Raw genomic sequence first — 24,889 nt, 5'->3', positions numbered from 1 at the left:
GGGAATTACGCCAGGCCGCCCGGGCTCTGGGCTAGTTACGGCCTTGTTGACGGAGATCATGGCTCGATGTGATCACTGCTCACTAAGCTCTGGGTATCGATAGGTAATTGCTTTATGCTTGTGGCAAATCCATGAGGATTGGCCAAGCAAGAGAGGTATTGAGTGCGTAAGTCCCGCAAGCTGAAACAGCTGGTAAAACAAATGAACCAGGCCGGCAGCTATGCCGAATGGGTGGAAGCGGCCGTCGCTCATGACGACCTGTCAGGTGCCCGGCGCTGGCGCGAGGTGGACCAGACCAGCCAGTACGATTACGGCCAGATCCGTATGCGCCTCGATCGTTTGCGCAGCCTGCGCGCACGCCAGGACGATCACGGGCTACTTTACACCCTGAACGAGGGCATTCACGGCAACATGGGTGGCATGGGTCGCGCCAGCCTGTATCGCCGCGCGCACTTCGGCACCAAGGTGCTGATCGAGCAGTACATCGATGAGATTGACGACGCCCTGCGTTACCTGGCGGAACTGCCGCCGGACAAGATCCATCCGCAGGAAAAGCTGGACTTCTTCTACCGCGCCAACATCTGCTTTGGTCGCTCCGCGCTGATGCTGTCCGGTGGTGGCGCACTGGGTTTTTATCACCTTGGTGTGGTCAAGGTGATGCTGGAAGAGAAGTTGCTGCCGCGGGTGATTTCCGGGTCCAGCGCCGGCGCCATCATGGCTGCCGTGCTGGGCACGCACACCGACAAGGAAATGGAGCATTTCTACGAACCCGCCAACGTGCACTTCGAGGCGGAGAAGGAGGCCAGCGTCTTCTCCAAGATGTTTTTTGGCACCAACCCGCAAATCGACGTGGGCGACCTGGAGCGGCTGATCGCGCGCATGGTGCCGGATATGACGTTCCAGGAGGCCTATGAAAAAACCGGTCGCCAGATCAGTATTTCCGTGGCCCCGGCAGAGCCGCACCAGCGCTCGCGCCTGCTCAACGCGATCACCTCTCCGAACGTCCTGTTGCGCTCGGCAGTGATGGCCTCGGCGGCGGTGCCCGGCGTCTTTCCGCCGGTGACCTTGATGGCGCGCAACATGCACGGCGAGGCGCAGGAGTACCTGCCGACACGCAAGTGGGTAGACGGCTCCATTGCCGACGACCTGCCGGCGAAGCGACTGTCGCGCCTGTACAGCACCAACCACTACATCGTCAGCATGGTGAACCCCATCGTCACGCCGTTCCTCGATTCAGAGAACGAGCGCAGTGCCTTGTCCCGTGCCCTCGGGGGGCTGGGTATCGGTATCGGTCGCGAAGTACTGAATTTCTATCGCGGCATGGTGCAGCAGGACGGCGACAACTGGCCGCGCTTCAACATGTTGATGAACACCGTGCATGCGCTGATGGACCAGGAATACAGCGGCGACATCAACGTGGTGCCGAGCTTCCGGTGGTACAACCCGGCCAAGTTACTATCGCACCTGTCAGAGCAGGACCTCATCGCGCTGATGGAAGGCGGCGAACACTCCACCTATCCGCAGCTTGAGCAGATTCGGCTGTGTACCCGTATCAGTCGCACCATGGAAGAGATACTCAATCGCTTTGAATCCGGCGATTTGCTGGAACAGGCGCAGAACGTCAAGCGGCCGCGCTCATCGCGGCGCAGACCACCACCGACGCGGACGGATCGGGCGGCCATGCGCGAACAGCGCGCCGGTGAAAACGCCACCGAACAGAAACCCACGCGGCGCAAGCGTACGCCGGCAAACAAGAAAAAGCCTGCTGCCAAGGCCAAAGCCAAGGCGACCGCCGGCGAGGGGGGCAGCGGGGGTGCCAGACAGGCAGCCTGATCAGGCGCACTGATAGATCCGGCGGACAGGGTTAAACCCTCCGGGAGGGGTAGTAATGGGGGATACACGCTTATACCTGAGCCTCATTCCGCAGGCGCTGGTGGCATCGATGTTGAATCCGGAAGAATTTGGCTACTACTACGCCACCGGCAAGCAAGCGCATACCCATGGCGAAGCCATATTCTTCGAGGTTGACCCGGACTGGCGCTCGGAAGACTTTCCTTTTCACGTGATGACGGAAAAATGCGTACCGGGTCCCGGCGGTGAACCCAAGGAGTCGGTATACCTCGGTATTTATCGCGTGTTGTCGCGGGTGCCGGTCAGGGCACTGGGTAATCTCTACCTGGTGACTTCGGACGGGCTGTCGCTGGAACTCCAGCGCCAGCCGCACAGCGAAGCCGGGCGCGATGAATTGCACTTGTACCAGGAGTTCTGCCCGATTACGCCGATGGTAGCCAGCCGTCTCAATCCGCGCCAGTTCTGCCAGTTCATCACCGATACCTCCCAGCCGATTCATGTGCCGCGCATTGTGTTCTCGGAACTGCGTCTCGACGGGCTGGCACAGGATCCGGTGCAGGGCGATGCCCATGATCTGCCCTATCACAACCTGCAGCATTTGCGTGACTGCCTGCAACAGATCAAGGCTACCCACAAGGACACCAAGCTGGTCACCAAGCAATCGACCGAAGGCGTCATGTACCGCATGGTAAAGGGCGGTTTTTACGTTGGCGACCAGCATGATTTCGCTTACTACCCGTATCCCTCGCTGGACCTGCTGGAAACCAGCCATCGCAGCTGGTGGCGCTCGGCCCAGGCCGGCGGCAGCTTCTGGAGATAGCCCCATGCTGACTGAACCGGTGTTCTGGCTCGCTCCCGCGGGTGTGCTGGCAGGCGTGGTGTTTGCCGTGCTGTTTTATCGTGACATGCTGCGCCAGGATGCGGGCAGTGCACAGATGCAGCGTATTGGCGGTCATGTGCAGCGCGGCGCCATGGCCTACCTGGCGCAGCAGTACCGCATCATGTTGCTGGTGTTTCTGATACTGGCGGCCCTGTTTGCCACGCTCGCTTTCGGGCTCGATGTGCAAAGCCGCTACCTGCCAGTGCTGTTTCTGGCCGGGGGGCTGTTCTCCGCGCTGGCAGGCTACGTGGGCATGCAAACCGCGACCCGCGCCTCGGTGCGCACGGCTGCCGCCGCCCGCTATTCCCTCGCTGCGTCCCTGCGCGTGGCTTTTCGCAGCGGCGCGGTCATGGGCCTGGCAGTCGTATCACTGGGCCTGGGCAATGTGGTTGCCTGGTTCCTGTTCGCCACCACCTTCATGCCTGCAGCGCGGGGTGAGGGCGCTGGCCTGGTGCTGGTCACGACCACCGGCTTGTCGTTCGGCATGGGCGCGTCATTGCAGGCCCTGTTCGCGCGGGTGGGCGGGGGTATCTACACCAAGGCCGCCGACGTTGGTGCGGACCTGGTGGGCAAGCTGGAACGGGGCATTCCCGAGGATGATCCGCGCAACCCCGCTGTCATCGCCGACAACGTGGGTGACAACGTCGGCGACGTGGCGGGTATGGGCGCCGACCTGTTCGAATCCTACTGCGGCTCCCTGCTGGCCGCTGCGGCACTGGGTGCCGCGGCCTGGTCGCAGGACCCGGCAATGCAGCTGAAAGCGATTATCGCGCCGCTGGCCATAGCCGGTCTGGGTATCCTGCTGTCGGTATGTGGGGTTTTCCTGGTGACGACAAAAGAGGGCGCCGGACAGAAACAGTTGCTGAGCTCGCTGTCGCGCGGAATCAATGCCAGCGCAGCGCTGATCGTGCTCGCCAGTGCGGGGGTGCTGCACCTGCTGGGCGTCGCCAATGCCTGGGGCCTGTGGGGCGCGGTCGTGGCCGGCCTGGTCACCGGTATGGTGGTTGGCCGCGCTACCGAGTACGCCACATCGCCGGGTTACGCGCCCACGCGCAAGGTTGCCGCCCAGGCTGAGGGCGGTGCCGCCACCACCCTGATTGCCGGTCTTGGCACGGGGATGCAGTCCACGGCAATTCCGGTACTGGCGGTAGCTGTGGGGACACTGCTGGCTTTCCTCTGTGCCAGCGGGTTTGATCTCAACCAGCTGAACCAGGGCCTGTATGGTGTGGCCATCGCGGCGGTGGGTATGCTGTCGACACTCGGTATCACCCTGGCCAGTGATGCCTACGGCCCCATTGCCGACAACGCCGGGGGCAATGCCGAGATGTGCGAGTTGGGACCGGAAGTGCGCGAGCGCACCGACGCCCTGGATTCGCTGGGCAATACCACGGCGGCTACCGGCAAAGGTTTTGCGATAGGTTCTGCTGCGTTGACGGCACTGGCACTGATCGCCTCCTACATCGAGGTGGTGCGACTTGAATTACTGCGTCGCGGAGAAACGCTGCTGACGCTGGATGGGGGGCGGAGCGTGCCGCTGGCGGAAGCCAGCCTGCAGGACTTCATGGCGCACTACAACGTCACGCTGCTGAACCCGGTGGTACTGGCGGCCATGTTCATTGGCGCCATGGCGGCGTTTGTGTTCAGCGGCATGACTATACAGGCGGTGGGCCGTGCCGCTGCGGCCATGGTGGAAGAAGTGCGCCGCCAGTTCCGCGAGGATCCCGGCATCCTGCGTGGCGACAGCGAGCCGGACTACGCCCGCTGCGTGGAGATCTCCACCCTGGGCGCGCAGCGCGAGATGATTGCCCCGGCGTTGCTGGCAGTCATGGTGCCGGTGCTGACCGGCCTGCTGCTTGGCGTGGCCGGCGTGATCGGGCTGCTTGCCGGCGGCCTCGCCGCGGGCTTCGTGCTGGCGGTGTTCCTGTCCAATGCCGGGGGAGCCTGGGACAACGCCAAGAAGTATGTGGAGGAGGGGCACCATGGCGGCAAGAACTCGCGCGCACACCAGGCTGCGGTGATTGGTGATACGGTGGGTGATCCGCTCAAGGACACCGCCGGGCCCAGTCTGAATATCCTGGTCAAGCTGATGAGTATCGTGGCGATTGTCATGGCAGGGGTGACGGTGGGCTTCAGCCTGCTATAGTAGTAGCGTAACGTTCAAGACAAGGATATTTCCATGCCAGCACCGAGTACTATCCGCGATTGCATGCGTCGCAATCCGCTGACCATTCATCACGATGCCAACCTCGTGCAGGCGATCGAGATGATCGTCGAGTACAAGTTGACCGGTCTCACGGTGACTGACAACGATGGCAAGGCAGTGGGCATTCTCTCCGAACTTGATTGCATCAAGGCGGTATTGAACGCGCTGTACAACGACGGTGACCCGGAGTACACCCTGGTCAGGGAAGCCATGAGTACCGATCTGTCCACCTGCTCGCCCGGTGACGGCATCGTCGAGGTCGCCCAGGCCATGCTCGATACACGACAGCGTCGACGTCCCGTGCTCGAGAACGGCAAACTCGTGGGCCAGGTGAGCAGCAGCAATATACTCTGGGCGCTGATGGAGCACTCGCGTCGCAAAACCCTGGGTGCACGCAAATAGGCTTCAGCCGATGTTGCGCTCCACGTCTTCCCAGTAGGGCTGGCGCAGAATTTTCTTGAGAATCTTGCCGGAAGGGTTGCGCGGCAGTTCCTCTACTACCTGCATTTGCCGGGGTATCTTGTAGCCCGCGATGCGCTCACGGCAGAAGTCAATGAGCTGTTCCAGCTGCAAAGCCTGCCCCGGTTTCAGTACCACGAATGCCAGTAAGGATTCGCCGTACTTGTCATCGGGAACGCCGATGACAGCGACGTCTGCCACGGCATCGTGCTGGGCGATGGCGTTCTCCACTTCCACCGGGTAGATGTTTTCGCCACCGCTCACCACCATGTCCTTGATACGATCCTTGAGGTAGAGGTAGCCCTCCGTATCCAGGTAGCCGGCGTCGCCGGTGTGTACCCAACCGTCGGTCAGGCTCGCGGCGGTGGCCTCAGGTAGATTGTAGTAGTGCTGCATGACGGTATCGGAGCGTAACCAGATTTCACCAATTTCACCCGCAGGCAATTCCTCGCCGTTACGGTCCATTACTTTGACCTCGGCACCCACAGAGGGTCGTCCGCAGGAGCGCAGCAACTCGGGCTTGCCGGCCAGCGCCTTGCGATGATCGTCGGCAGAGAGGTTGATCACGGTGCCCGTGGTTTCGGTCATGCCGTACATCTGGATGAAATCACACTCAAACACCGCCAGCGCGCGGCGCAAGATGCTTTCCGAGATCGGTGAAGCGCCGTAGAAGACCTGGTTCAGGTTGGAAAAATCCCTGCCCTCGATGTCGGGCAGCTGCAAAATCGCCATGATCATGGCCGGTACCATGAACACGTTGCTGACCGGGTATTGCTCAATGTCATCGACAAACTGCTGCGGATCGAAGCTGCGGTGCAGCAGGGTGTGCAAGCCTTTATAAATACTGAACACCATGGAACCCATGCCGCCAATGTGGAACAGCGGTGCACAAATGATGGCCGCCATGCCGGCACTGGCCCTGAGCGGTGCCGCGGTGTCGTTCATGGTACACAGGGACAGCAGGTTGAAGTGGCTGATCACCACTCCTTTCGGATTTCCGGTGGTGCCACTGGTATACAGCTGTAACAGCGCGTCCTGTGCTGATACCGACCTGGACGGGGGCTCTGTGGATTGCTGCGCCAGCCACGCATCGAACTCTGCGCCCTGGGTGAGCACGGCAAGGTCTGTGCCGACCTGCTCGCGCAGGGTAGACAGCTTGTCCTCGGTGCCGGCCAGCGCCAGCAGTACGCGGGTCTCCGCATCGCTGATCACAAAAGCCAGTTCCGCGGGCGCAAGGCGGTGATTGAGCGACACCGCGACGGCCCCGATGCGGCTAGACGCCATCACCAGCAGCAGGTGCTCGAGACTGTTCTCGCCAAGTATGGCCACGCGCTGACCCTTGTCCACGCCAAGTGCCAGCAGCCCGTTGGCGAGGCGCTTGCTGCGCTGGGCCACCTCGCCGAAATCGGTGGTGATACCATGCTGGGTGATGCAGGGCAGGTCCGGCTGGTTGCGCGCATAGTAGTCGAGAAAATTGTGAATGATCATGGTTGTTGGTATCCGTTTATTGGCATTCGGGCTGGAACCCACTGCTGGGTATTCTGCGCCAGCGCGACGGCTTTGGCCAATCCTGTTGCCCGGCGTGGCCAGTCACTGGCAAGATGCCTGCCACTGACCTGATGCCCCCTGTTTTCTGCTACGCTAGTGCGCACATGCACTCTGCCCCGGTACTCGCGATACGACTGTGAAACTCTCTGTACTCGATCAATCCCTGGCGCGTTCGCCTGATGAGGTGCCCGAGGCCCTGCAGGAAACGCTGCGCATGGCACAGTGGTGTGAGCAGCTTGGTTATGAGCGCTTCTGGGTATCCGAGCACCACGCTTTTCCCGCGGTCGCCGGCAGCGCGCCCGAGGTTTTGATCGCGGCACTGGGCGCGGCCACAAAACGTATTCGCCTGGGTTCCGGGGGCATCATGTTGCCCCATTACAGCGCCTATAAAGTTGCGGAAGTATTTTCGCTGTTGGCAAACCTCTACCCCGGGCGCATCGACCTCGGTGTGGGCAGGGCGCCCGGTGCCGATATGTCCACGGCAGTGGCGCTGGCCACGGACGGCAGGCCAAAATTCGCGCGTTTCCCCGAACTGGTCGCAGAACTCAGTCACTACCTCTGGGACGAGGGCGCCATCCCGGTGGTGAGCCCGGCGCCACCGCACGACCTGCCACTGTGGATGCTTGGCTCCAGCCCGGACAGCGCGGTACTCGCCGCTGAGCGCGGTCTGCCCTACGCGCTGGGCCTGTTTATCAACCCGCAGGCGGACAACCGGCTCACTGCCCTGTACCGGCAGCGCTTCCAGCCCGGGTTGCTACAGCAACAGCCCTATGTACTCCTCGCCATGAGTGTCTTTTGTGCCGACTCGGAGGCGCAGGCGCGGGCCCTGCAGCTGACTCATGACCTCAACCTGTACCGTTTTTTCACCGGCCAGTCGGATGGCAGCGCGTTAACACCGCAGCAGGCACTGGCCTATTCGCTGGGGCCGCAGGAGAGGGCGTTTATCGCCAGTCGCGACAGCAGCCGTGCGGTGGGTACGCCGGCGCAGGTACGGGAGCAGGTCCGCCGCCTTGCCGAGGCGCACCAGGCTGATGAAGTCATGGCGGTGACCAACATGTACTACTATGAAGACAGGAAGCGCTCTTTTGAGCTGCTCAAGCATGCTTTTGACTAGTTTGCCAACACAAGGAAACGCCATGCCAGCACCATCTCCCTACAGGCCGCGTCGCTCGTGCCTGTTCATGCCGGGTGCCAACGCGCGGGCGCTGGAAAAGGCGCAATCCCTGCCGGCGGATACCCTGATACTCGATCTCGAGGACGCCGTGGCACCGGATGCCAAGGCCGGGGCGAGGGCGGCGGTGCTGGCCGCCGTCAGCGAGCGGCGCTTCGGCTCGCGCGAAGTGCTGATCCGGGTAAACAGCCTGGATTCGCCCTGGGGCCGTGACGACCTGGCTATGGCCGTAAGCGCCGCACCTGACGGCATTGTGGTACCCAAGGTGACCTGTGCTGAGCAGGTTGAAAAACTGGATAACGCACTGTCAAAGGCCGGTGCTGCGACGGACCTGGCGCTGTGGCTGATGGTGGAAATGCCACGCGCGGTGCTGGATATTCGCGATATCGCCGCCGTGGCGGGGTCGACCCGGTTGCGGGGGTTTATCCTGGGCCTGAACGACCTGGCACTGGAAACCCATGCGGTGGCCACGGCGGATCGCGTTGCCTTTCAGTACGTCCTCTCAGCCGTGGTGTTGGCGGCGCGTGCGCACGGCCTGCTGGCGATAGACAGCGTGTACAACGATTTCAGGGACGAGGCCGGTCTCGCGCAGCAGTGCGAACAGGCGCGGGTACTGGGCTTTGACGGTAAATCCCTGATCCACCCCGCGCAACTGGAAGTCGCCAATCGCGTATTTTCTCCTCACCCGGAGGCGGTGAGCCACGCGCGTGCGGTTATCCAGGCCTTCTCGTTACCGGAGAATAGCGGCAAGGGTGTCATACAGGTAAACGGCAAGATGACAGAGCTGCTGCACCTGCAGGAGGCGCAGCGGCTGGTTGCCATCAGCGAGGCGATTGCTCAGTCCACCACGGGCGGGTAAGGCATACCGAACATGGTTGCCGCGGCGCTGCTCATGTTGTCGATCAGTTCCCGTCGATCGCCGCCACGAGCAAACTCAGCCAGCATCCTGCCCGCCTCGCCGACAACATGAATGGGCGTTGCCCCCAGTGCTGCAAGCCCTTCCTCAGCGACCTCCGCAGATGACAGGGAGGGCAGGGTCGACATGTCGGCACCGGCCCTGGCCATAGCCGGTGTGTCGGTGGCGCCGATCACCAGCGACAGTACGTCCACGCCGAAGGGTTCCAGTTCGGCCCACAGGGATTCGGCAAAACCGATGTCAAAGGCCTTGCTGGCAGCATAGGTGGCGATGTAGGCGCTGCCACAGAAAGCCGAGAGTGAACTCAGCAGGATGATGCCGCCGCGGCCGCGCGTGCGCATCCTGCCACCGAGCAGGTGGCACAGGGTAGCGGGCCCCGCGCAGTTCAGCGCAATCATCTGCAATGCGCGATGCAGTGGCGCATCGTGGAACAGCTCCAGGCCATGGGAAGCGCCGGCATTGTAGATCAGCATGCCGATGTCCAGGTCAGCGGTCAGGCTGTCGATGCGCTGTTCGAGGTCATCACATGACAAGTCCATGGCTGCGGTCTTTACCTGCACAGGAAAGGCCTGCTCCAGTTCACGGCGTGCGTCCAGCAGTGGTTGTTCCCGGCGTGCCAGCAGCAGCAGGTTGATGCCCTCGCTGGCGAGCCTGCGCGCAAACTCGAGGCCGATGCCCTCGCTGCCGCCGGCGATCAGCGCCCAGGGGCCGTATTGTTGTTCCAGGGAAGATGGCATGTAATTTCTCCTGTTGTTCAAGGCACTGGGCCAGGGCAGAAACCGCCCAGCTGGGCAGCGCTGTTGCCCCGGTCCAGAGCGCGCTGTGTGATGTTTATTCTGTCGTCAGCTGGTAGTGACGCCACTCGGGCTCGCGCATCATGCTCACGAACTTTGAGAAGCTCCAGGGCCAGCTCGCGGGAATGCCCTCGGCGTCCAGGTACCAGCTCTGGCAACCACCGGTGTACCAGATCGTTTTCTTGGCGGCAGCCACACGCTCGCTGTCAAACGCTTCCATGGCGTCGCGTGTTGGCGAAATGGCGCGGTACTCGCCGCTGCGCAGGCGTTCCAGCAACTGCTCGATGTAGCGCCACTGGATCTCCGCGATTTCGATGAGTGAAAAATTGCCTACCGGGCCATTGGGTCCGTTGAGCATGAAAAAATTGGGGAAGTCCGGCATGGCCACCGCGAGGTAGGCCACCGGCCTTTTGGCCCACAGTGTTTCCAGATCGAGGCCATCGCGGCCGTGGATTCGCATCGGGCGCATGAACTGGTCTGCCCTGAAACCGGTGGCCAGGGCGATGACGTCCAGTTCGTGCAGGCAGCCATCCCCGGTGCGGATGCCCCCGGGCTCAATGCACCGGATATCACTGCGCACCAGGTGTGCATTGGGGCGCTGGATCGCCTGGTAGTAATCGGGCGAAAAAATCAGCCGCTTGCAGAACGGCTCATGATCGGGTGTCAGCTGCTCGCGCAGCGTGGCATCGTGAACGCCTTGCTGCAGGTTTTCGCGGCAGGCGGTGCTCATGGCGATCGCCACTTCCGAGTCGGGGTTGGTCAGCGCCTGGGTATAGGCGTCTACCGAGGCCGCGTAGCCTTCAAAATCCATGGTCCGGTTGAGCAGTTCGGGGTCGGCGCGAAACGCGGCCCGCTCCTGCTCGGGAAAGTATCCGTTTTCCACCGGCATTATCCACTGCGGCGTACGCACGAAGTGGCTTACAGCAACGCCGGCGGCGCTCAGCTCGGAGACGATCTGTACCCCGGTCGAGCCCATGCCCACAATGCCCACGCGTTTACCGGCGAGCGGGACCGAATGATCCCAGCGGGCGCTGTGGAACAGCGCGCCGCGAAATGTGTCCATGCCGGGAATTTCGGGCCAGCTGGGGTGATGCAGTACCCCGGTGGCGGCGATGACCACGTCTGCGCTGTCGCGGCTGCCGTCGGCCAGCTCCAGGTGCCAACGCTGATCACGGTAGCTGGCGGCAACCACCTCGGTATTGAAGCGGATGCTCTCACGCACGTGATAGCTGTCGGTCACACGTTCGAAATAGGCCTGTATCTCGCCTCCGGGCGGTAGGTGTCGCGTCCAGTCGGGGTTGCGTTCAAAGCTGTAGGTATAGTGATGGGAGGGCACATCACAGGTAAGGCCGGGGTAGGTATTCTCCCGCCAGGTGCCGCCAATGCGGTCGGCTTTTTCGTAGACAATGACGTCGGTATAGCCCGCCTGTTGCAGCTTGATCGCCGCCAGGATGCCGGACATGCCGGCTCCAATCACCACGACTCGCAAGGTAGTCTTTGCCATGATTCAACTCGCGCGTTGCCCCATACTCGGCGTCCAGTGTACTGCAAGCCTGCTGGTGTTGTAGTTCAGCCAGTAATACTGATTCCCGGCGCGCACTGTTTCGCTCAAGTGGCTATTGTTGGGGCATTGACCCGTCGGGAAAGATTTCCCGTATCATGAAACAAGCGGACTGTAGCGGTGCGGGTGCAATGTACGACGACCAATTCAGATGGGGGCCACTGGCGCGAGGCGCTTATATCGCCATGCTGTGGCTGACAATTCTTGTTGGCTGGCACTACTCGCATCTGCTCGGCTGGTACGTGGCGCTGTTGATTTTTCTCGGCCTGGTACTGCGCCCGCTGCTGATCGCAACCGGCCTGGCGCAATACCTCGCCGACGTGCGTGAGTCCATGCTCGAGTCGCACTGGGAAAAGCGTAACGAAAGGCGGCGAATGGAAATCACCCGTTCGGAACGGGACAAGCAGTACCGCTATCGCCGCACCAAAGACCCGCGCCTGCCGCGAAACTGGTAGCTCGCTACCTGTTACAGGTGCGTTGCAATTTCCGGTAGCGGTGGTTCAGGGTGCGCTGGTCATGGGCAACGTACTGGTCACGGTTGATGGTATCCAGCAGGCAATCTCCCTCCTCCGCAATCAGTGCCAGCCGATCGGGCCTGCGCGTGACCGCGGCGAGCCGCTCCAGTGATTCCAGTAGATTGACCAGCACGGGTACGTTCTCTCGCGAGCACTGGCGCACGGGTGCGTAGAAGGCGCGCACCAGGCCGCGCAAATCGGACAGGCGAGCCATGATGCGCGGTGTCGACTGCGCATCCACAAATACCGTGCCGGGCAGATCGCTGTCGATGATTTCAGACAGCGCCTTGCTGTACCAGTCGATGCAGGTGATCGCGGTACCGGGGTCGTTTATACCCGGAGACAGTGCCCGGTTGATAAGCTGGTTCAACTGGGTGATGGGGTACTCGGGGTCCTGTATCGGTGTGCGCACCGGACCGGTGCTGATGAAGCGCTGCTGGAATTCCAGCAGGTCGTCCGCATTCGCGTCCGCTGCCCGCCCGAAAACCGCAGCCACACAGCTCCCCTGCAACAGGAAATCGCCGGCCCTGACGCGCAGGAGCACGCAGTAGTCGCGGTCCACGCACCACTCCAGGATGCCCTGGTAGTCGATAGCCTGTACATAGCCACTCTGCGCTGAGCCAATGCTGCACCTGCTCTGTCCCCGGGCTCGCCTGCGCCATGCGGCGGTATCACGGGAGCGACGTTCGGGTCGTTCCGGTGTCGCCAGGTCATGCAGGGCCTGGCTGAGATCGCGGCCCAGGCGCTGGATTATCTGGTCCGCCTGCAAGTCTGTCGCCGTGTTGTGGATGAAGGCGATAAACGCAATCAGCGATAGCAGGGTCAGTAGCAGTGCCCCGCTCAGGGTATAGCCCGGCGTTTCTGCTACCCGGTAGCTGGACATGGCGAGCAGGCAGTACAGGCTGGTGCCGATGAACAGGCCCATGGAAATCTTGGCGTGACTGTCGCTGAGGTATTGGCGCAGTAGCTTCGGCCCGTACTGCCCCGAGGTCAGCGTAAGTGCCACCATGGTAACGGAGAACACCACGCCACCAATGCCCAGGAGGGCGCCGGCGATGGTTGCCAGCACCTGCCTGGCAGCCGTTACCGGAATGCTCGCCTGCTGGAAGAACCATTGCGGCGGAGAGAGGTTGTTGTCTGCCCAGGATAGCGCCAGACCGGAGGCGAGACAGATTGCGCACAGCACCAGCGGGATGAACCAGATGCTGGTGGCAATGCGCTCGCGAAGCTGTGGGACGATATGATGCAGGGTCAATCCTGTTGCCGTATTGGGGCAAGGGCTAAGTCAACGGTGCTTTTAGTCTACACGCTGGATCGCACAGCGCCACCATCGCAGGGCTGTTGCAGGGTCGCGGCCCGCGTTATGCTAGCGCGCAATCTATTGCGACCCGAGCCCACGAGGACTATGCCCCACAAGTATCCCACGCACCCTGACTATGCCAGGATCCCGGTATTCAATTTCCGCTTCAACCGGCTGATGGTGGCCCTGATGAATGCCTTTGTGGCCCTGAGCCGATGGCGCGTGGCCAGGCAGTCGCCGGAGGGTCTCGCGGTCAGTCGTGTGGCGATATTCGGCACTGGCGGGCGGCAGATCCCCGGCATACTCTATCGCCCGGAGTCCGTGTCGGGCGCGGTGCCGCTGTTGCTCTATTTCCACGGTGGCGCCTTCGCCCTGACGTACGCGGCCAATCACCTGACAATGTGCCAGAGCTACGCTTTGCGCAGCGGCTGCGCGGTACTGCTGGTGGACTACCGACTGGCACCGGCGCACCCCTGGCCGGCGCCCTTCGATGATTGTTATGACAGCCTGCTGTGGGCACGCCAGTCGGCGCAGGAACTGGCAATCGATCCCCGGCGTATCGTCGTCGGCGGTGACAGCGCGGGTGGCGCCCTGGCAGCGGGCGTTGCACAGAAAGCGCTGGACCAGGGCGAAGTACTGTCGGGGCAGATGCTGGTGTACCCGGTGACGGACAGTCGCTGTAACACGCAAAGCGTACAGGAATTCGATGATGCGCCGCTGTGGAACAGCATCTCCACCCGGCGCATGTGGCAAGCGTACCTGCCGGGGGGCGATCACCAGCAACCACCCGAGTACGCGGCACCGGGTTTGCGCCAGGACCTTGGCGGCCTGCCGCCCGCCTATGTGGAAACTGCCGAGTTCGACCCCTTGCGCGACGAGGGGGAGCACTATGCCCGCGCGCTGCAGGCAGCCGGGGTGCCGGTGGAGATGAACGCAACGCAGGGTACCATTCACGGTTACGAACTGGCCGCTGAAAACCCGATAGTCAAAGACGCCATGGACAGGCGCTGCGCTTTTCTCAGCGCCTGTTTTCAGCGGCCGGATAGCATCGATTCGACAGGCAGTGAGGCATAGTCCATGAGTGCAGACATGGCAACATTGGCGGGCGGCGTAGCCGTAATCACTGGCGCCGGTTCGGGCATCGGCGAGGCGCTGGCCCGGCTGGCGGCAAAAACCGGGATGCAGGTGGTACTGGCTGATGTGGCAACGGCGCGGATCGATGCGGTTGCCGCGCAGATCGTCGCCGACGGCGGCACCGCGCTGGCGGTGACGGCCGACGTCAGTGATCCCGCATCGATGGATGCACTGGCTGCAACCACCCGGGATGCATTCGGTGACGTGCGCCTGCTGGTAAACAACGCCGGCGTGGAGACGCTGGGCTTTGCCTGGGAGCTGTCCGCCGAGGACTGGGCGCGAACACTGGGCGTGAATATCCAGGGTGTGGTCAATGGGGTGCGTGCCTTCGCGCCGGCGATGATAGCTGCGGGAGAACAGGCGTTCATCGCCAATACCGCGTCTGTTGGTGCGCTCGGCATCATGCCCGTGCAGACGCCCTATATCATGAGCAAGCATGCGGTGCTGGCGTTCAGCGAGTGCCTGCGCCTGGAGATGGAACTGAAGCAGGCGCCGATCAGCGTATCGGTGGTACTTCCCGGGCCCGTGCATACACGTATTTTTACCGACTCACTGGGCGCTGGGGATGCTGTCAGCCAGTATCATCGTCAACAGATGGAGGGCATGCTGGCAGCCAATGGCATCAGCAGTGCAGAGGCGGCATCAAGGATCCTGCCGCAGGTCGCCGCCGGCGATTTCTGGGTGTCCACCGATGCGGAGATGACACGGGCCTACGCAGCGGGTCGCGCGCAGGCCCTGCTGGATCTGCAGCCGCCCGCGCTGGCGCCCGAACTGGCGGCCTCGCTACAGGCGGAGTGATCACTTCAGCCGGCCTGCGCTGTGTCCAGTTCGCTCTGCAGGGCCTTTTTCAGGAATTTGCCGCTGGCATTGCGGGGCAGGGGAGCATCCAGTATCCAGATGTAGCGCGGTATCTTGAATGCGGCCATGTGCTCGCGGGCGAACTCGCGCAATGCCTCCGGGCTGAGCGTCGCACCGGGTCGGGGGTAGACAGCGGCGCCCACTTCCTCGCCGAGGCGCTCATCCGGCACTGAGAACACCGCCGCTTCCTGCACCGCCTCGTGGCGAAACAGCACGTTCTCTACCTCGCTGCAGTAGACGTTTTCCCCGCCGCGCAGCACCATGTCCTTGGCCCTGTCCACCAGGTAGAGAAAACCGTCGCTGTCGAGGTAGCCGATATCCCCCGTGTGCAGCCAGCCGTCGATTATGGTCTCGGCGGTGGCTTCCGCGCGATTCAGGTAGCCCTTGATCAACTGCGACCCCCTGATGCACACCTGGCCGACCTCGCCGGTGGGCAGGGCGATACCTTCGGCATCGCGGATCTCGACATCGTATATCGGTAATAGCGGTCCGCAGCTGGTGGGCTTGTCGGCCAGGAAGTGGCCCATGGACGCGGCGATAATTCCGCAGGTCTCAGTCATCCCGTAACCCTGGTTGGCAACGCGCCCCAGGTTTTCAATCTTGCCGATCAAATCAGGCTGTACCGCGGCACCACCGCCGCCGAAACCGATAACGGTGGATGTGTCGTAGTCCTTGAAGGACGGGTGCAGGACCAGCTCACGTGTCATTGCCGGCACACTGGAAATAGCGCGAATTTGCTCGCGCTCGATCAAGCGCAGTGCTTCCTCGGCATCCCACTTGTACATGAATACCAGTTTGCCCCCGGCCAGGGTGACCGGTTGGGCCGCGCAATTGTTGGCGGTCACGTGGAACAGTGGCGTGCCCAGCAGCTGCGCCGGCGGCAGCTCCTGTGCGCCTGCCGCCTGTGAAGTGGCGGCCGATTCTGCTTGCGCTTTCTGTACCAGGCCTCCCTGGGTCAGGTTGACATACAACATGCTCATCACGTTGTTGCAGCAGCCCCGGTGGGTAAGCTGTGCCCCCTTCGGTTGACCGGTGGTGCCGGAAGTGTAGAACACGCAGGCGTCGTCATCGGGGTCGATGTCTGCCGCCGGCATCTCGGGGGCGCTGGCCAATACCTCGGACCAGGGCGTGGCCCATGATGGTGCGGCGTCACCGCAGCGCACCGCGGCCGCGCGCAGTTCGGGGAACTGGTCGCGGATCTCGGCGAGGCGTTGCATGCGTTCTGCATCGCCGATAATGACCTTGGCGGCGGAGTCGTTGAGTGCGTAGGCCATTTCGCCGGCGACCCACCACGCGTTCATGCCCACGACCACGGCACCCATCGAAGTAATGGCCCAGTACGAGAGCATCCACTCGGGGTAGTTGCGCATGGCAATGGCTACACGGTCGTGTTCACGCACACCCTGCAGGTGCAACCAGTTGGCGATTCGGGAGACTGCTTCGTGTGCCTCGGCGTAAGTCCAGCGTTCGTCGTTGTAGACCAGGTAGTCTTTTTCTGCGTGCCCCGCGGTTGCTGCCCACAGCTGGCCCAGGTCTGCGGGTGCATTGCGCCAGACCCTGACGGGCGCGCCGCGAACGTCTATCTCGGTGGTTTCAAACATCTGTCCGGCCGCCATCAATTGTTCACCGGCTGCCTTCAGCGCATCGGACATGGTGCTGTTCTCCCTGTTATTGGTCTGCGGATGTCAGCATCGGGCGGGCAGGAACACGCCTGGCCGCCCGTTGATTGTCAGCAGGTAGTGTAACGATTTGCGGCCTCGCCGTAAGCGTTTTTTAGCCCTGTATGCAGGCCGCGATGCGGGCAGGCGCTGTCACGTCGCGGAGGGCTTGGTGGGCTGAAGGTCAGGAATGCGCACTGCAGGTGCCGGACGCTGAGCGCCAATACGCTACCCGCCCGAAGCGGGCCGGCACTGGGGTGTGGCAGCCGATCAGGCGGTGCGCTGGGGTGGGGTGATTTCCTTTGCAGGAGATGTGGGAGGGCTTTCCGAATCCTGCTCGGCTGCTGGTGCAGAGGTCGTCGGGATCAGGCGAAGAAACGGTGCCGGCGCCTGCTCTGGCTGGCTGCCCGCGCCCTGTGCCGTGCTCTCGTCGGAGTGGCTTGATGACGGTTTCTCGGCCTGGGCCGCTGTGCGTCGTGCTACCACGCCGAAGCCCAGGACCAGGGCTACCAGCAGCAGGCCCAGTTCGGCCAGCAGGCCGGCGGAAACCGACACTCCACCCTCCGCGGCCAGCAACTCTGTGCTGAGCGGCATCATGGCTGTTGTCAGCGCCCATCTGAGGGCGTTAGTGGTTGTCATCGTCGCTCCCGGCGAAAACACGTTTTGCTTTGACACAGAGTTTTCTGCGCCTCTTATAAACATCATTGCACTCGTGGTCGATATCGTCCCGGGATTTGCTTCAGTCTTTGAACCAGTTCACACAACACCGACCCTGTTTTTGACGCAGGTCACAGCTTGCGGTTGCCTGGTGACGCTGTGCCTGCCCAGAACCATGCACGACGGGTCCGGAAGTACTGGGTAGCCAGGGAAATTCAGTTGCTTGATTTAGGTACGCAGCCAAACTCGCAACGCGCTGCGCTGTATGGCAATTCCCGTTGCGGATTGAATATTTGTACTGCGTGAGCAGGCAGCGGCAGTCGCAAATGGCTACCGCACGAGTTGATGCCGCAGTGATGCTGACAATTCAGCACGCCGGCAGCAGTGCTATGCTAACACGGAAGTGGGTCGGCTCTTCGCTATTGGCGGAAAGCACTGCCATTAACGGCAAAGGGAAGTAGTTGCGGTGATCATAGATAGAGGGTGTAGGGCATGACGCGCAGGTCCTTGCTGGCCGCAGCGGGTACGATAGTGGCCCTGGCGTTGTCGGTGGTGTTGTACATGCTGAATACCTATGTGCCGCTGCCCCTGGATGCTGACTGGGAGCCGCTTCCCGAGGCTGTAGGGGATGACGCGGCGGTGACCGTGCGTTTCAGCGGCACTGCAACCCTGCTGGTCAGTGACGGCAGCACTGCGTGGATGGTGGATGGATGGTTTACGCGCCCCGGCCCCCTGCGGCTGGCCTTCGGGAAAATTGCTCCCGATGCGGAGGCCATCAGTTATGGCCTGGCTGCCAATGCAGTGCAATCGCTGGCGGCCGTAATTCCCGTGCATTCCCACTACGACCACGCCATGGATGCCCCGGAAGTGGCGCGCAGGACCGGGGCAATACTGATGGGTTCAGAGTCGACAGCCAATATCGGCCGGGGCTGGGGCCTCCCGGAGTCACAGATCCAGGTGCTGGTGAGCGGCCAGGCGCAGGCGATCGGCCAGTTCCGGGTGACAGCATTCGAATCCAGTCACTTCCAGTTTGCCGACCCCGCCCTGCGTGAACGCGCGCTGGGGAATCCGCATATCAGGGCGCCGCTGGTGCCGCCGGTTTCGGCTTTCGACTACCGGCTCGGTAAGGCTTATGTACTGCATGTACAGCATCCGGCTGGTAACTTTCTCATCGTCGGCAGTGCCGGTTACCGAGAGGGCGCGCTGAAGGGATTGCAGGCCGATACGGTTTTTCTCGGTATCGGTGGCCTGGGCTCGCAAACAGAGGGCTATCGCCGGGCCTACTGGCGCGAGACCGTGGCGGCGGTGGGGGCGCGGCGGGTGATCCCCATTCACTTCGACAGCCTGACCGCACCGCTGGATGCACCGCTGCGCGGGCCCTTGCGGGCCATGGCGTTTCTGTCCGGTGACGCCGGACAGACACTGGCTTTCCTGCAGGCAAAAGAGCAGGGAGACGGCGCTGTGCGTTTTCGTGTGCTGCCACGGTACACGCCGGTAAGGCTTTACCCGTGACCGCTACCTGGCCGGTAAGCCTATCTATACCCAGTGCGCCCGGAGGCGGTGCGGGCTGGTATCACCGCGGCATCCGGCTGAGAATGTACGGCAACAGGCGGCTGCTTCACTGCCGGGCGCCGCAACATAATAAACCGTATCGGATATTGCCATGAGTTCGGATACCCGCCTTGAGCAACTGTTTACCCCGCTGACCCTGGGTGACGTCGAACTGTCCAATCGAGTAGTGATGGCGCCCATGACGCGGGCCCGTTTACCTGACCGTGTGCCCGATGCTTCCACGGTGACCTATTATGCGCAGCGCGCTGGCGCGGGCATGCTGGTCACCGAAGCCACAACCGTATCCAGCCAGGGCAATGGCTCGGTGTCGACGCCGGGAATCTACAATGCTGCACAGCTGGCGGGCTGGCAGCGCGTAACCCGGGCGGTGCACGAGCGCGGTGGCAAGATTGCCTTGCAGCTCTGGCACACCGGTCGGGTGTCACATGCGAGCATGCAGCCGGATAACGCTGCGCCGGTATCGGCCTCCGCTATCGCCGGGGAAGTAGTCACCTTTACCGCAAACGGATTCGAGCCCACCACGCCGCCGCGGGCGCTGGCCTTGCAGGAATTGCCCGGGATTGTTGAGCAGTTTGTGCAGGCCGCGCGCAACGCCATGACGGCGGGTTTCGACGCGGTTGAGATCCATGCCGGTAGTGGCTACCTGCTGGACCAGTTCCTGCGCGATGGCTGCAACCGGCGCGACGACGAATACGGCGGATCGATTGCCAATCGCTGCCGGCTGGTGCTGGAGATCGTCGATGCGGTCATTGCAGCGATTGGTGCGGGTCGCACGGGTGTGCGTATCTCGCCAATGTTGGTTACGTGGGATTGTCGCGACAGCGCCCCCGCGGCGCTGTTTACCCATCTGGCCGGCGAGCTCGGCAAACGCGATATTGCTTTCCTGCATGTTCTCGAGCGCAATGACGCCTCCATCGCCGTCAGTGCTGATGACGCTACCGACGACAATGAAGCAGGGGTACGGCAGATTCGTACGGCGTTCACGGGTAACTACATTGCCAACGGCTGTTATTCCGGTGACAGCGCGGACGCAGCGATCGGCTCCGGATATGCCTGCGCAGTCAGTTTTGGCCGCGACTTCATTTCCAACCCGGACCTGGCCGAGCGCCTGCGAGCGGGAGCGCCCCTTAACCCCCCGGCTGACCCCATAGATTATTACGGTGATGGCGGCGACAAGGGCTATATCGATTTTCCGCTGATGGGCGGGTAGGCGTGTTGTCCGGGCGCAATGCCGGCACACAAGGTGCAGTGATAGGGAGGATTCGGTAAATGGCAGAACAGGAACACCTGGCCGTGGCGGCCAATATGAAATCCATAGAATATGCGATGGCGGGGGACAAGGCTGCCTGGCTGGCCCTGTATGCGGACGACGCCGTGGTCTGTGACCCGGTTGGCGTCTCGCCGATGGATCCCACCGGGCAGGGGCATCGCGGCAAGGCGGCGATCGAGCAGTTCTGGGACACGGTGATTGGCCCGGCCACGTTGCACATCACTCCGCAGCGACGCTGGATCAGCGGCGCGCATACCTGCTGTGTGCACCAGGTGGCTCGCAACGACCTCGGCGATGGAAAGTTCACCGACTGCGATATGCTCGCTGTCTACACGGTCAATGAGGAGGGCCTCATTACCGCCATGTCCGCACACTGGGATTTTGATGCCATGATGGCGCAGTTGAGCGCGTTGGCCTGACATCCTCGTGGCCCCTGCCGCAGCCCCCACGGCAGGGGCCGCGGTTGCCGGGCGCGGTAGCCTGGTCAGGCCGTCGCCGGCTCAGGAATCCAGGGCCGCGCGGATGTGCCGGGCAACCAGGCCGCTGTCCTGCATCGGTATGAAGTGGTTCAGTTGCGGGTAGTAATGGTCCGTGCAATCCGGTATCGCCTCGGCCAGCGCCGGCCAGGTGGGCGAGGCGGAGAGATCGTTGATACTCACACCGGTGTATTTGGCTCGAAGGAGCGTCGTCGGGGTAGTGATGCGAGGCAGGTCCTGGTGCACGGCATCGCTCATGGCCTGGCTGATATAGACGGAGGCTTCGTTGATCGGGTCACAGGCCAGTTGGCGGTAGCCGTCTTCGTCCGCCGGGGTCAGGGCGTAGTCGCAGTAGTCTCGCAGTACCTGTGGTTCCCAGGTGTTGAACGGTTCCCGGTCGTGAAAGCGGTTGAACATTTCATCGGCGTCGCGCCAGCGGTTCTTGCGCCTCGACACTGGATGATCCGTGGCGTCGATAGAGGCGGCTACTGCGCGGGCTGCCGCATAGTCCTCGGGCGATACGATCACCGGATCAACCAGCACCAGGTGGCGGAACCGTTCCGGGTGCGCCGCCGCAGCCCGGGCAATCATATAGCCGCCGATCGAGTGTCCGACCCCGATCACCCGGTGCAGGTCAAGGCGCTCGACCAGTACGTTGATATCCTGTGCGATAACCTCCCAGTCGACGTCACCGATGCTGCCGCTCCTGCCGTGAAAGCGCAGGTCAACGGCGTAGGCGTGATGCCCGGGCAGTTGTTTCACCACTTGCGTCCAGCAGCGGCTATGAAAGCCCGACGCGTGCAGCAGTAATATCGGGTCGCCCTGGCCCGGCCATTCCAGTACCGCCAGTTCCACCTCGCCTACATCCAGGCTGTACTCCAGAGGCTGGTCCATTGGTGGATCAGATCCGCTCGATGATCACCGCCGGGGCCATGCCGCCTGCCGCGCACATGGTGATGAGGGCGAACTGCTTGTCCTGTCGTTCCAGTTCGTCCAGCGCCGTATTGATCAGCAGCGAGCCGGTGGCCCCGATGGGGTGGCCCAGGGCCATCGCGCCGCCGTTGACGTTGACCTTGTCACGGTCCAGGTCCAGGTCGCGCATGAACTTTTCAGACACCACGGCGAAGGCTTCGTTGATTTCCCAGATGTCGATATCACCTACCTCGAGTCCGGCCTTGGCCAGTACTTTGCGGGCGGCGGGTACCGGGGCATTGAGCATCAGCGTGGGGCAGTCGCCCTGGTTGGCCATGGCGCGAATGCGGGCCCGTGGCGTCCAGCCCTGGCCGCGGGCATAGTCCGGCGAAGCCAGCAGCAGGGCGCCGGCGCCGTCGACGACACCGGAGGAGTTACCGGCGTGGTGGACATGGGTGATCTCAAGGCCGGGATACTTCTGCTGCACCAGCTGTCGGTAAGTGGTGCCGGCCTCGTCCAGTGGATAGTCGGCGACTGCGGCAAAGGCGGGCTGCAACTCAGCCAGGCCTTCCAGTGTGGTCTGCGGGCGCGGGAATTCTTCCTGGTCCAGCACCAGGTTGCCATCCGCATCATGTACCGGCACCAGACTGCGGTTGAAGCGGCCCTCGGCAATGGCACGGGCGGCTTTCTGCTGGGTTTCGAAGGCCTGTCGGTCCAGATCCTCGCGGGAGATGCCCTCCAGCGTGGCAATGGCGTCAGCGCACACGCCCTGGTGAGGCTGGGGGTGCAGGGCGCGCAGGGCCATGTTGCCGTTGTCCAGGAACATGGCCGGGGTGGAGCCTTCCTCACCATAGGTGGACATCATCTCGGCGCCGCCGCCGATCACCACGTCCTCGGACCCGGAGAGGATATTCATGGCCGCCAGGTTCACCGAAGTGATGCCGGAGCCGCAGAAGCGATCCAGGGTGACGCCGGAGGAGCTGATGTCGTAGCCCGCTTCCAGTGCCGCCATGCGCGCCAGGTCGCCGGACTGGCGACCACGCTGGGAACTGGTGCCGAATATGATGTCGCCCACGGCAGCGGTATCGAGATCATTGCGCTCGCGCAGTGCCGACAGCACCACTGCACCCAGGTGCTGGGGGTGCTGGTCAGCCAGTGCGCCCTTGCCTTTCTTGCCAATACCGCGGGGTGTGCGGCAGGCGTCGATAATCCATGCTTCGTTCATGTTGTGGGCTCCTATTTACCTTTCCAGTTGGGTGCGCGCTTCTCGGCGAAGGCCGTGGCGCCCTCGATAGCGTCTTCGCTGGTGAAGATCGGCATCACGATGGCCTGTTGTTGCTGCCACATGTCGTCGCGGGTCCAGTCCGTAGACTCGTTGATCACCTGCTTGCTCAGCTTCACCGCCAGGGGCCCGTTGGCGGCGATGCTGGCGGCCAGTTCCCTGGCGCCCTCCAGCGCTGAACCGGCGGGTACGGTACGATTGATCAGGCCAAGCTGCAGTGCGCGCTCGGCGTCGATGAAGTCACCGGTAAGCGCCATTTCCATGGCGATGCGCGGCGGAATCTGGCGCGGCAGGCGGATCAGTCCGCCCGCAGCTGCGGCCAGGCCACGCTTGGCCTCTGGAATGCCAAAGCGGGCGTTCTCTGCCGCCACCACGAGGTCGCAGCTGATCATGGTTTCGAGCCCGCCGGCGAGGGCAAAGCCCTCGACCGCGGCAATCAGCGGCTTTTGTGGTGGCGCCTCGACGAAACCGGCGAATCCGCGGCCTTCAACGATGGGCAGCTCACCGGTTACGAACGCTTTCAGGTCCATACCGGCACAGAAGGTGCCGCCGGCTCCGGTGAGTATAGCCACGCGGATGTCATCATTGCTGTCGAGTTCATCCATGGCTTCCGCCACGGCTTCCGCCATGGCCCGGTTGACCGCGTTCTTGGCGCCGGGGCGGTTCAGGGTCAGGGTCATGACGCCATCGGCGACGTCGACCAGTACGGGCTTTTCTTCAGACATATTGTGCTCCATTGGTGCGGGATTAATCGATCAGCGAGGTGGCGAGTTCCGCCAGTGGTTTTACCAGTGCGCCCTTGGCGCGGGCTTCGGGGCTGGATGCGTTGCCCTGTTCCGCGCGCTTGAGCACACCCTGCAGGATGGCGGCGAGGCGGAACATGGAAAACACGATGTAGAAATTCCAGTTATCGATACCATCGCGCCCGGTGCGTTCGCAGTAGCGGGCTATGTACTCTTCGTCCGTGGGAATTCCCAGGGCGCCGCGATCGACACCGGCCATGCCGGCGATGCCACCCGCACCGGGCAACATCCAGGCCATGCACTGGTTGGCCAGGTCCGCCAGCGGGTTGCCCAGGGTAGACAGTTCCCAGTCCAGCAGTGCGATGGCGCGAGGCTCGGTGGCGTGAAACATCAGGTTGTCCAGGCGATAGTCACCGTGCACCAGGCTCACGCGTCCGTCGTCTTCGGGCATGTTGGCAGGCAGGTAGTCCATGAGTTTTTCCATGGCCGGGATGTTTTCCGTCTCGGAGGCGCGGTACTGCTTGCTCCAGCGACTGAACTGGCGCTCGAAATAGTTGCCCGGGCGCCCGTAGTCGGACAGGCCCACAGCGTCGACATCCACGTTGTGAAGTGCGGCCATAGTGCTGTTCATGCTGTCGAAAATAGCCGCCCGTTCGGCGTTGCTGCTGGCCTCGGGCAGGGTCGGGTCCCAGAGGATGCGGCCCTCCAGGTATTCCATCACGTAGAACATGGAACCGATAACGGACTCGTCCTCACACAGGACATAAGTTTGCGGTACCGGCACCTCGGTGTCGCGCAGCGCCGAGATCACCCGGAACTCGCGGTCCACGGCATGGGCGGACTTCAGCAACTCGCCCGGCGGTTTGCGCCGCAGCACATAGTGCTGGTTCCCGGCAGTGAGCTTGAAAGTCGGATTGGATTGCCCCCCGGCGAACTTCTCGGCGGTGAGCGTACCGGCAAAGCCCGGGATGTGCTCGGTGAGGTATTCGCTAAGCTTGCTGGTGTCGAGGTCCTGTGTGCTCATTATGCTCTCGTGTTGCGTTGCCGGTTGCCGCAGATGCAGGGCGCCGGCATGGGGGCTTGAGTCTGTGGCTTGGGCTGTTGACTGCCAATGACACAGTGAGACAAA

At 62.6% G+C, this 24,889-nt stretch carries 22 protein-coding genes; 12 read left to right on the top strand and 10 right to left on the bottom strand.

Annotation, left to right across the window (positions count from 1 at the left end):
• Positions 1 to 162: 162 nt before the first annotated feature.
• From F0M18_RS02140 to F0M18_RS02125, 4 genes are read left to right on the top strand one after another with little or no spacing between them, the layout of a single operon-like run.
• Positions 163 to 1,833, top strand: a complete 1,671-nt coding sequence (locus F0M18_RS02140) for a DUF3336 domain-containing protein (protein ID WP_149609726.1) — start codon at positions 163 to 165, stop codon at positions 1,831 to 1,833.
• 55 nt (positions 1,834 to 1,888) lie between these two features.
• Entirely contained in the window at positions 1,889 to 2,671 is a 783-nt protein-coding gene (locus F0M18_RS02135; RefSeq protein ID WP_149609725.1) for a hypothetical protein, read from the top strand.
• 4 nt (positions 2,672 to 2,675) lie between these two features.
• Positions 2,676 to 4,874: a sodium-translocating pyrophosphatase gene (locus F0M18_RS02130; protein WP_149609724.1), complete on the top strand. Its 2,199-nt coding sequence runs from the start codon at positions 2,676 to 2,678 to the stop codon at positions 4,872 to 4,874.
• A gap of 33 nt (positions 4,875 to 4,907) precedes the next feature.
• Complete coding sequence (locus tag F0M18_RS02125; protein ID WP_262500800.1) at positions 4,908 to 5,336, top strand: CBS domain-containing protein; 429 nt, start codon at positions 4,908 to 4,910, stop codon at positions 5,334 to 5,336.
• 3 nt (positions 5,337 to 5,339) lie between these two features.
• Here the strand turns inward: F0M18_RS02125 and F0M18_RS02120 are convergent, their stop codons facing one another.
• Positions 5,340 to 6,881 carry a long-chain-fatty-acid--CoA ligase gene (locus F0M18_RS02120; protein ID WP_149609723.1) on the bottom strand — a complete coding sequence of 514 codons (1,542 nt, stop codon included), beginning with the start codon at positions 6,879 to 6,881 and terminating at the stop codon, positions 5,340 to 5,342.
• Positions 6,882 to 7,077: 196 nt separating this feature from the next.
• On the opposite strand from F0M18_RS02120, the gene F0M18_RS02115 reads away from it, so the two are divergent.
• Entirely contained in the window at positions 7,078 to 8,055 is a 978-nt protein-coding gene (locus tag F0M18_RS02115; protein WP_149609722.1) for an LLM class flavin-dependent oxidoreductase, read from the top strand.
• A 22-nt stretch (positions 8,056 to 8,077) separates the two neighbouring features.
• Positions 8,078 to 8,971 carry an HpcH/HpaI aldolase/citrate lyase family protein gene (locus tag F0M18_RS02110; protein WP_149609721.1) on the top strand — a complete coding sequence of 298 codons (894 nt, stop codon included), beginning with the start codon at positions 8,078 to 8,080 and terminating at the stop codon, positions 8,969 to 8,971.
• Here F0M18_RS02110 and F0M18_RS02105 read toward each other — a convergent pair.
• Together F0M18_RS02105 and F0M18_RS02100 are read right to left on the bottom strand one after the other, a co-directional pair.
• On the bottom strand, positions 8,950 to 9,765 hold the full coding sequence (locus F0M18_RS02105; protein WP_149609720.1) for an SDR family NAD(P)-dependent oxidoreductase: 816 nt from the start codon (positions 9,763 to 9,765) through the stop codon (positions 8,950 to 8,952). The genes F0M18_RS02110 and F0M18_RS02105 overlap by 22 nt on opposite strands.
• 94 nt (positions 9,766 to 9,859) lie before the next feature.
• Positions 9,860 to 11,326 carry a flavin-containing monooxygenase gene (locus tag F0M18_RS02100; protein WP_149609719.1) on the bottom strand — a complete coding sequence of 489 codons (1,467 nt, stop codon included), beginning with the start codon at positions 11,324 to 11,326 and terminating at the stop codon, positions 9,860 to 9,862.
• Positions 11,327 to 11,514: 188 nt separating this feature from the next.
• Between F0M18_RS02100 and F0M18_RS02095 the strand changes: the two genes are divergently transcribed.
• Positions 11,515 to 11,838, top strand: coding sequence for a hypothetical protein (locus tag F0M18_RS02095; protein ID WP_149609718.1), 324 nt, complete (start codon positions 11,515 to 11,517; stop codon positions 11,836 to 11,838).
• A 4-nt stretch (positions 11,839 to 11,842) separates the two neighbouring features.
• On the opposite strand, the gene F0M18_RS02090 is transcribed toward F0M18_RS02095, so the two are convergent.
• A complete protein-coding gene (locus F0M18_RS02090; RefSeq protein WP_149609717.1) occupies positions 11,843 to 13,153 on the bottom strand; it encodes a DUF2254 domain-containing protein in 1,311 nt (436 codons plus the stop codon).
• A gap of 150 nt (positions 13,154 to 13,303) precedes the next feature.
• Between F0M18_RS02090 and F0M18_RS02085 the strand changes: the two genes are divergently transcribed.
• Together F0M18_RS02085 and F0M18_RS02080 are read left to right on the top strand one after the other, a co-directional pair.
• Entirely contained in the window at positions 13,304 to 14,272 is a 969-nt protein-coding gene (locus tag F0M18_RS02085; protein ID WP_188109553.1) for an alpha/beta hydrolase, read from the top strand.
• Between the two features lie 3 nt (positions 14,273 to 14,275).
• Positions 14,276 to 15,130, top strand: coding sequence for an SDR family NAD(P)-dependent oxidoreductase (locus tag F0M18_RS02080; protein ID WP_223177882.1), 855 nt, complete (start codon positions 14,276 to 14,278; stop codon positions 15,128 to 15,130).
• 5 nt (positions 15,131 to 15,135) lie between these two features.
• Here the strand turns inward: F0M18_RS02080 and F0M18_RS02075 are convergent, their stop codons facing one another.
• Positions 15,136 to 16,842 carry a class I adenylate-forming enzyme family protein gene (locus tag F0M18_RS02075; protein ID WP_149609714.1) on the bottom strand — a complete coding sequence of 569 codons (1,707 nt, stop codon included), beginning with the start codon at positions 16,840 to 16,842 and terminating at the stop codon, positions 15,136 to 15,138.
• Between the two features lie 276 nt (positions 16,843 to 17,118).
• On the bottom strand, positions 17,119 to 17,487 hold the full coding sequence (locus tag F0M18_RS02070) for a hypothetical protein (protein ID WP_149609713.1): 369 nt from the start codon (positions 17,485 to 17,487) through the stop codon (positions 17,119 to 17,121).
• A 510-nt stretch (positions 17,488 to 17,997) separates the two neighbouring features.
• Here F0M18_RS02070 and F0M18_RS02065 point away from each other — a divergent pair.
• The 3 genes from F0M18_RS02065 to F0M18_RS02055 all read left to right on the top strand — a co-directional run bounded on the left by F0M18_RS02065 (position 17,998) and on the right by F0M18_RS02055 (position 20,766).
• The gene (locus F0M18_RS02065; protein WP_149609712.1) at positions 17,998 to 19,017 is read left to right on the top strand and encodes an MBL fold metallo-hydrolase; all 1,020 of its coding nucleotides are present in this window, start codon (positions 17,998 to 18,000) and stop codon (positions 19,015 to 19,017) included.
• A gap of 151 nt (positions 19,018 to 19,168) precedes the next feature.
• Positions 19,169 to 20,287 (top strand): alkene reductase, encoded by a 1,119-nt coding sequence (locus F0M18_RS02060; protein ID WP_149609711.1) that lies wholly within the window; start codon positions 19,169 to 19,171, stop codon positions 20,285 to 20,287.
• Positions 20,288 to 20,346: 59 nt separating this feature from the next.
• A complete protein-coding gene (locus tag F0M18_RS02055; RefSeq protein WP_149609710.1) occupies positions 20,347 to 20,766 on the top strand; it encodes a nuclear transport factor 2 family protein in 420 nt (139 codons plus the stop codon).
• 81 nt (positions 20,767 to 20,847) lie between these two features.
• On the opposite strand, the gene F0M18_RS02050 is transcribed toward F0M18_RS02055, so the two are convergent.
• From F0M18_RS02050 to F0M18_RS02035, 4 genes are read right to left on the bottom strand one after another with little or no spacing between them, the layout of a single operon-like run.
• Positions 20,848 to 21,717: an alpha/beta fold hydrolase gene (locus F0M18_RS02050; RefSeq protein ID WP_149609709.1), complete on the bottom strand. Its 870-nt coding sequence runs from the start codon at positions 21,715 to 21,717 to the stop codon at positions 20,848 to 20,850.
• Positions 21,718 to 21,724: 7 nt separating this feature from the next.
• Positions 21,725 to 22,960 carry an acetyl-CoA C-acetyltransferase gene (locus F0M18_RS02045; RefSeq protein WP_149609708.1) on the bottom strand — a complete coding sequence of 412 codons (1,236 nt, stop codon included), beginning with the start codon at positions 22,958 to 22,960 and terminating at the stop codon, positions 21,725 to 21,727.
• Between the two features lie 11 nt (positions 22,961 to 22,971).
• Positions 22,972 to 23,742 carry a crotonase/enoyl-CoA hydratase family protein gene (locus tag F0M18_RS02040; protein WP_149609707.1) on the bottom strand — a complete coding sequence of 257 codons (771 nt, stop codon included), beginning with the start codon at positions 23,740 to 23,742 and terminating at the stop codon, positions 22,972 to 22,974.
• A 22-nt stretch (positions 23,743 to 23,764) separates the two neighbouring features.
• A complete protein-coding gene (locus tag F0M18_RS02035) occupies positions 23,765 to 24,784 on the bottom strand; it encodes a phosphotransferase (protein WP_149609706.1) in 1,020 nt (339 codons plus the stop codon).
• Positions 24,785 to 24,889: the final 105 nt, after the last annotated feature.

Source organism: Pseudohalioglobus sediminis, from assembly GCF_008370495.1.
GTDB lineage: Bacteria > Pseudomonadota > Gammaproteobacteria > Pseudomonadales > Halieaceae > Halioglobus.
This window is presented reverse-complemented; position numbering and strand designations above follow the sequence as displayed.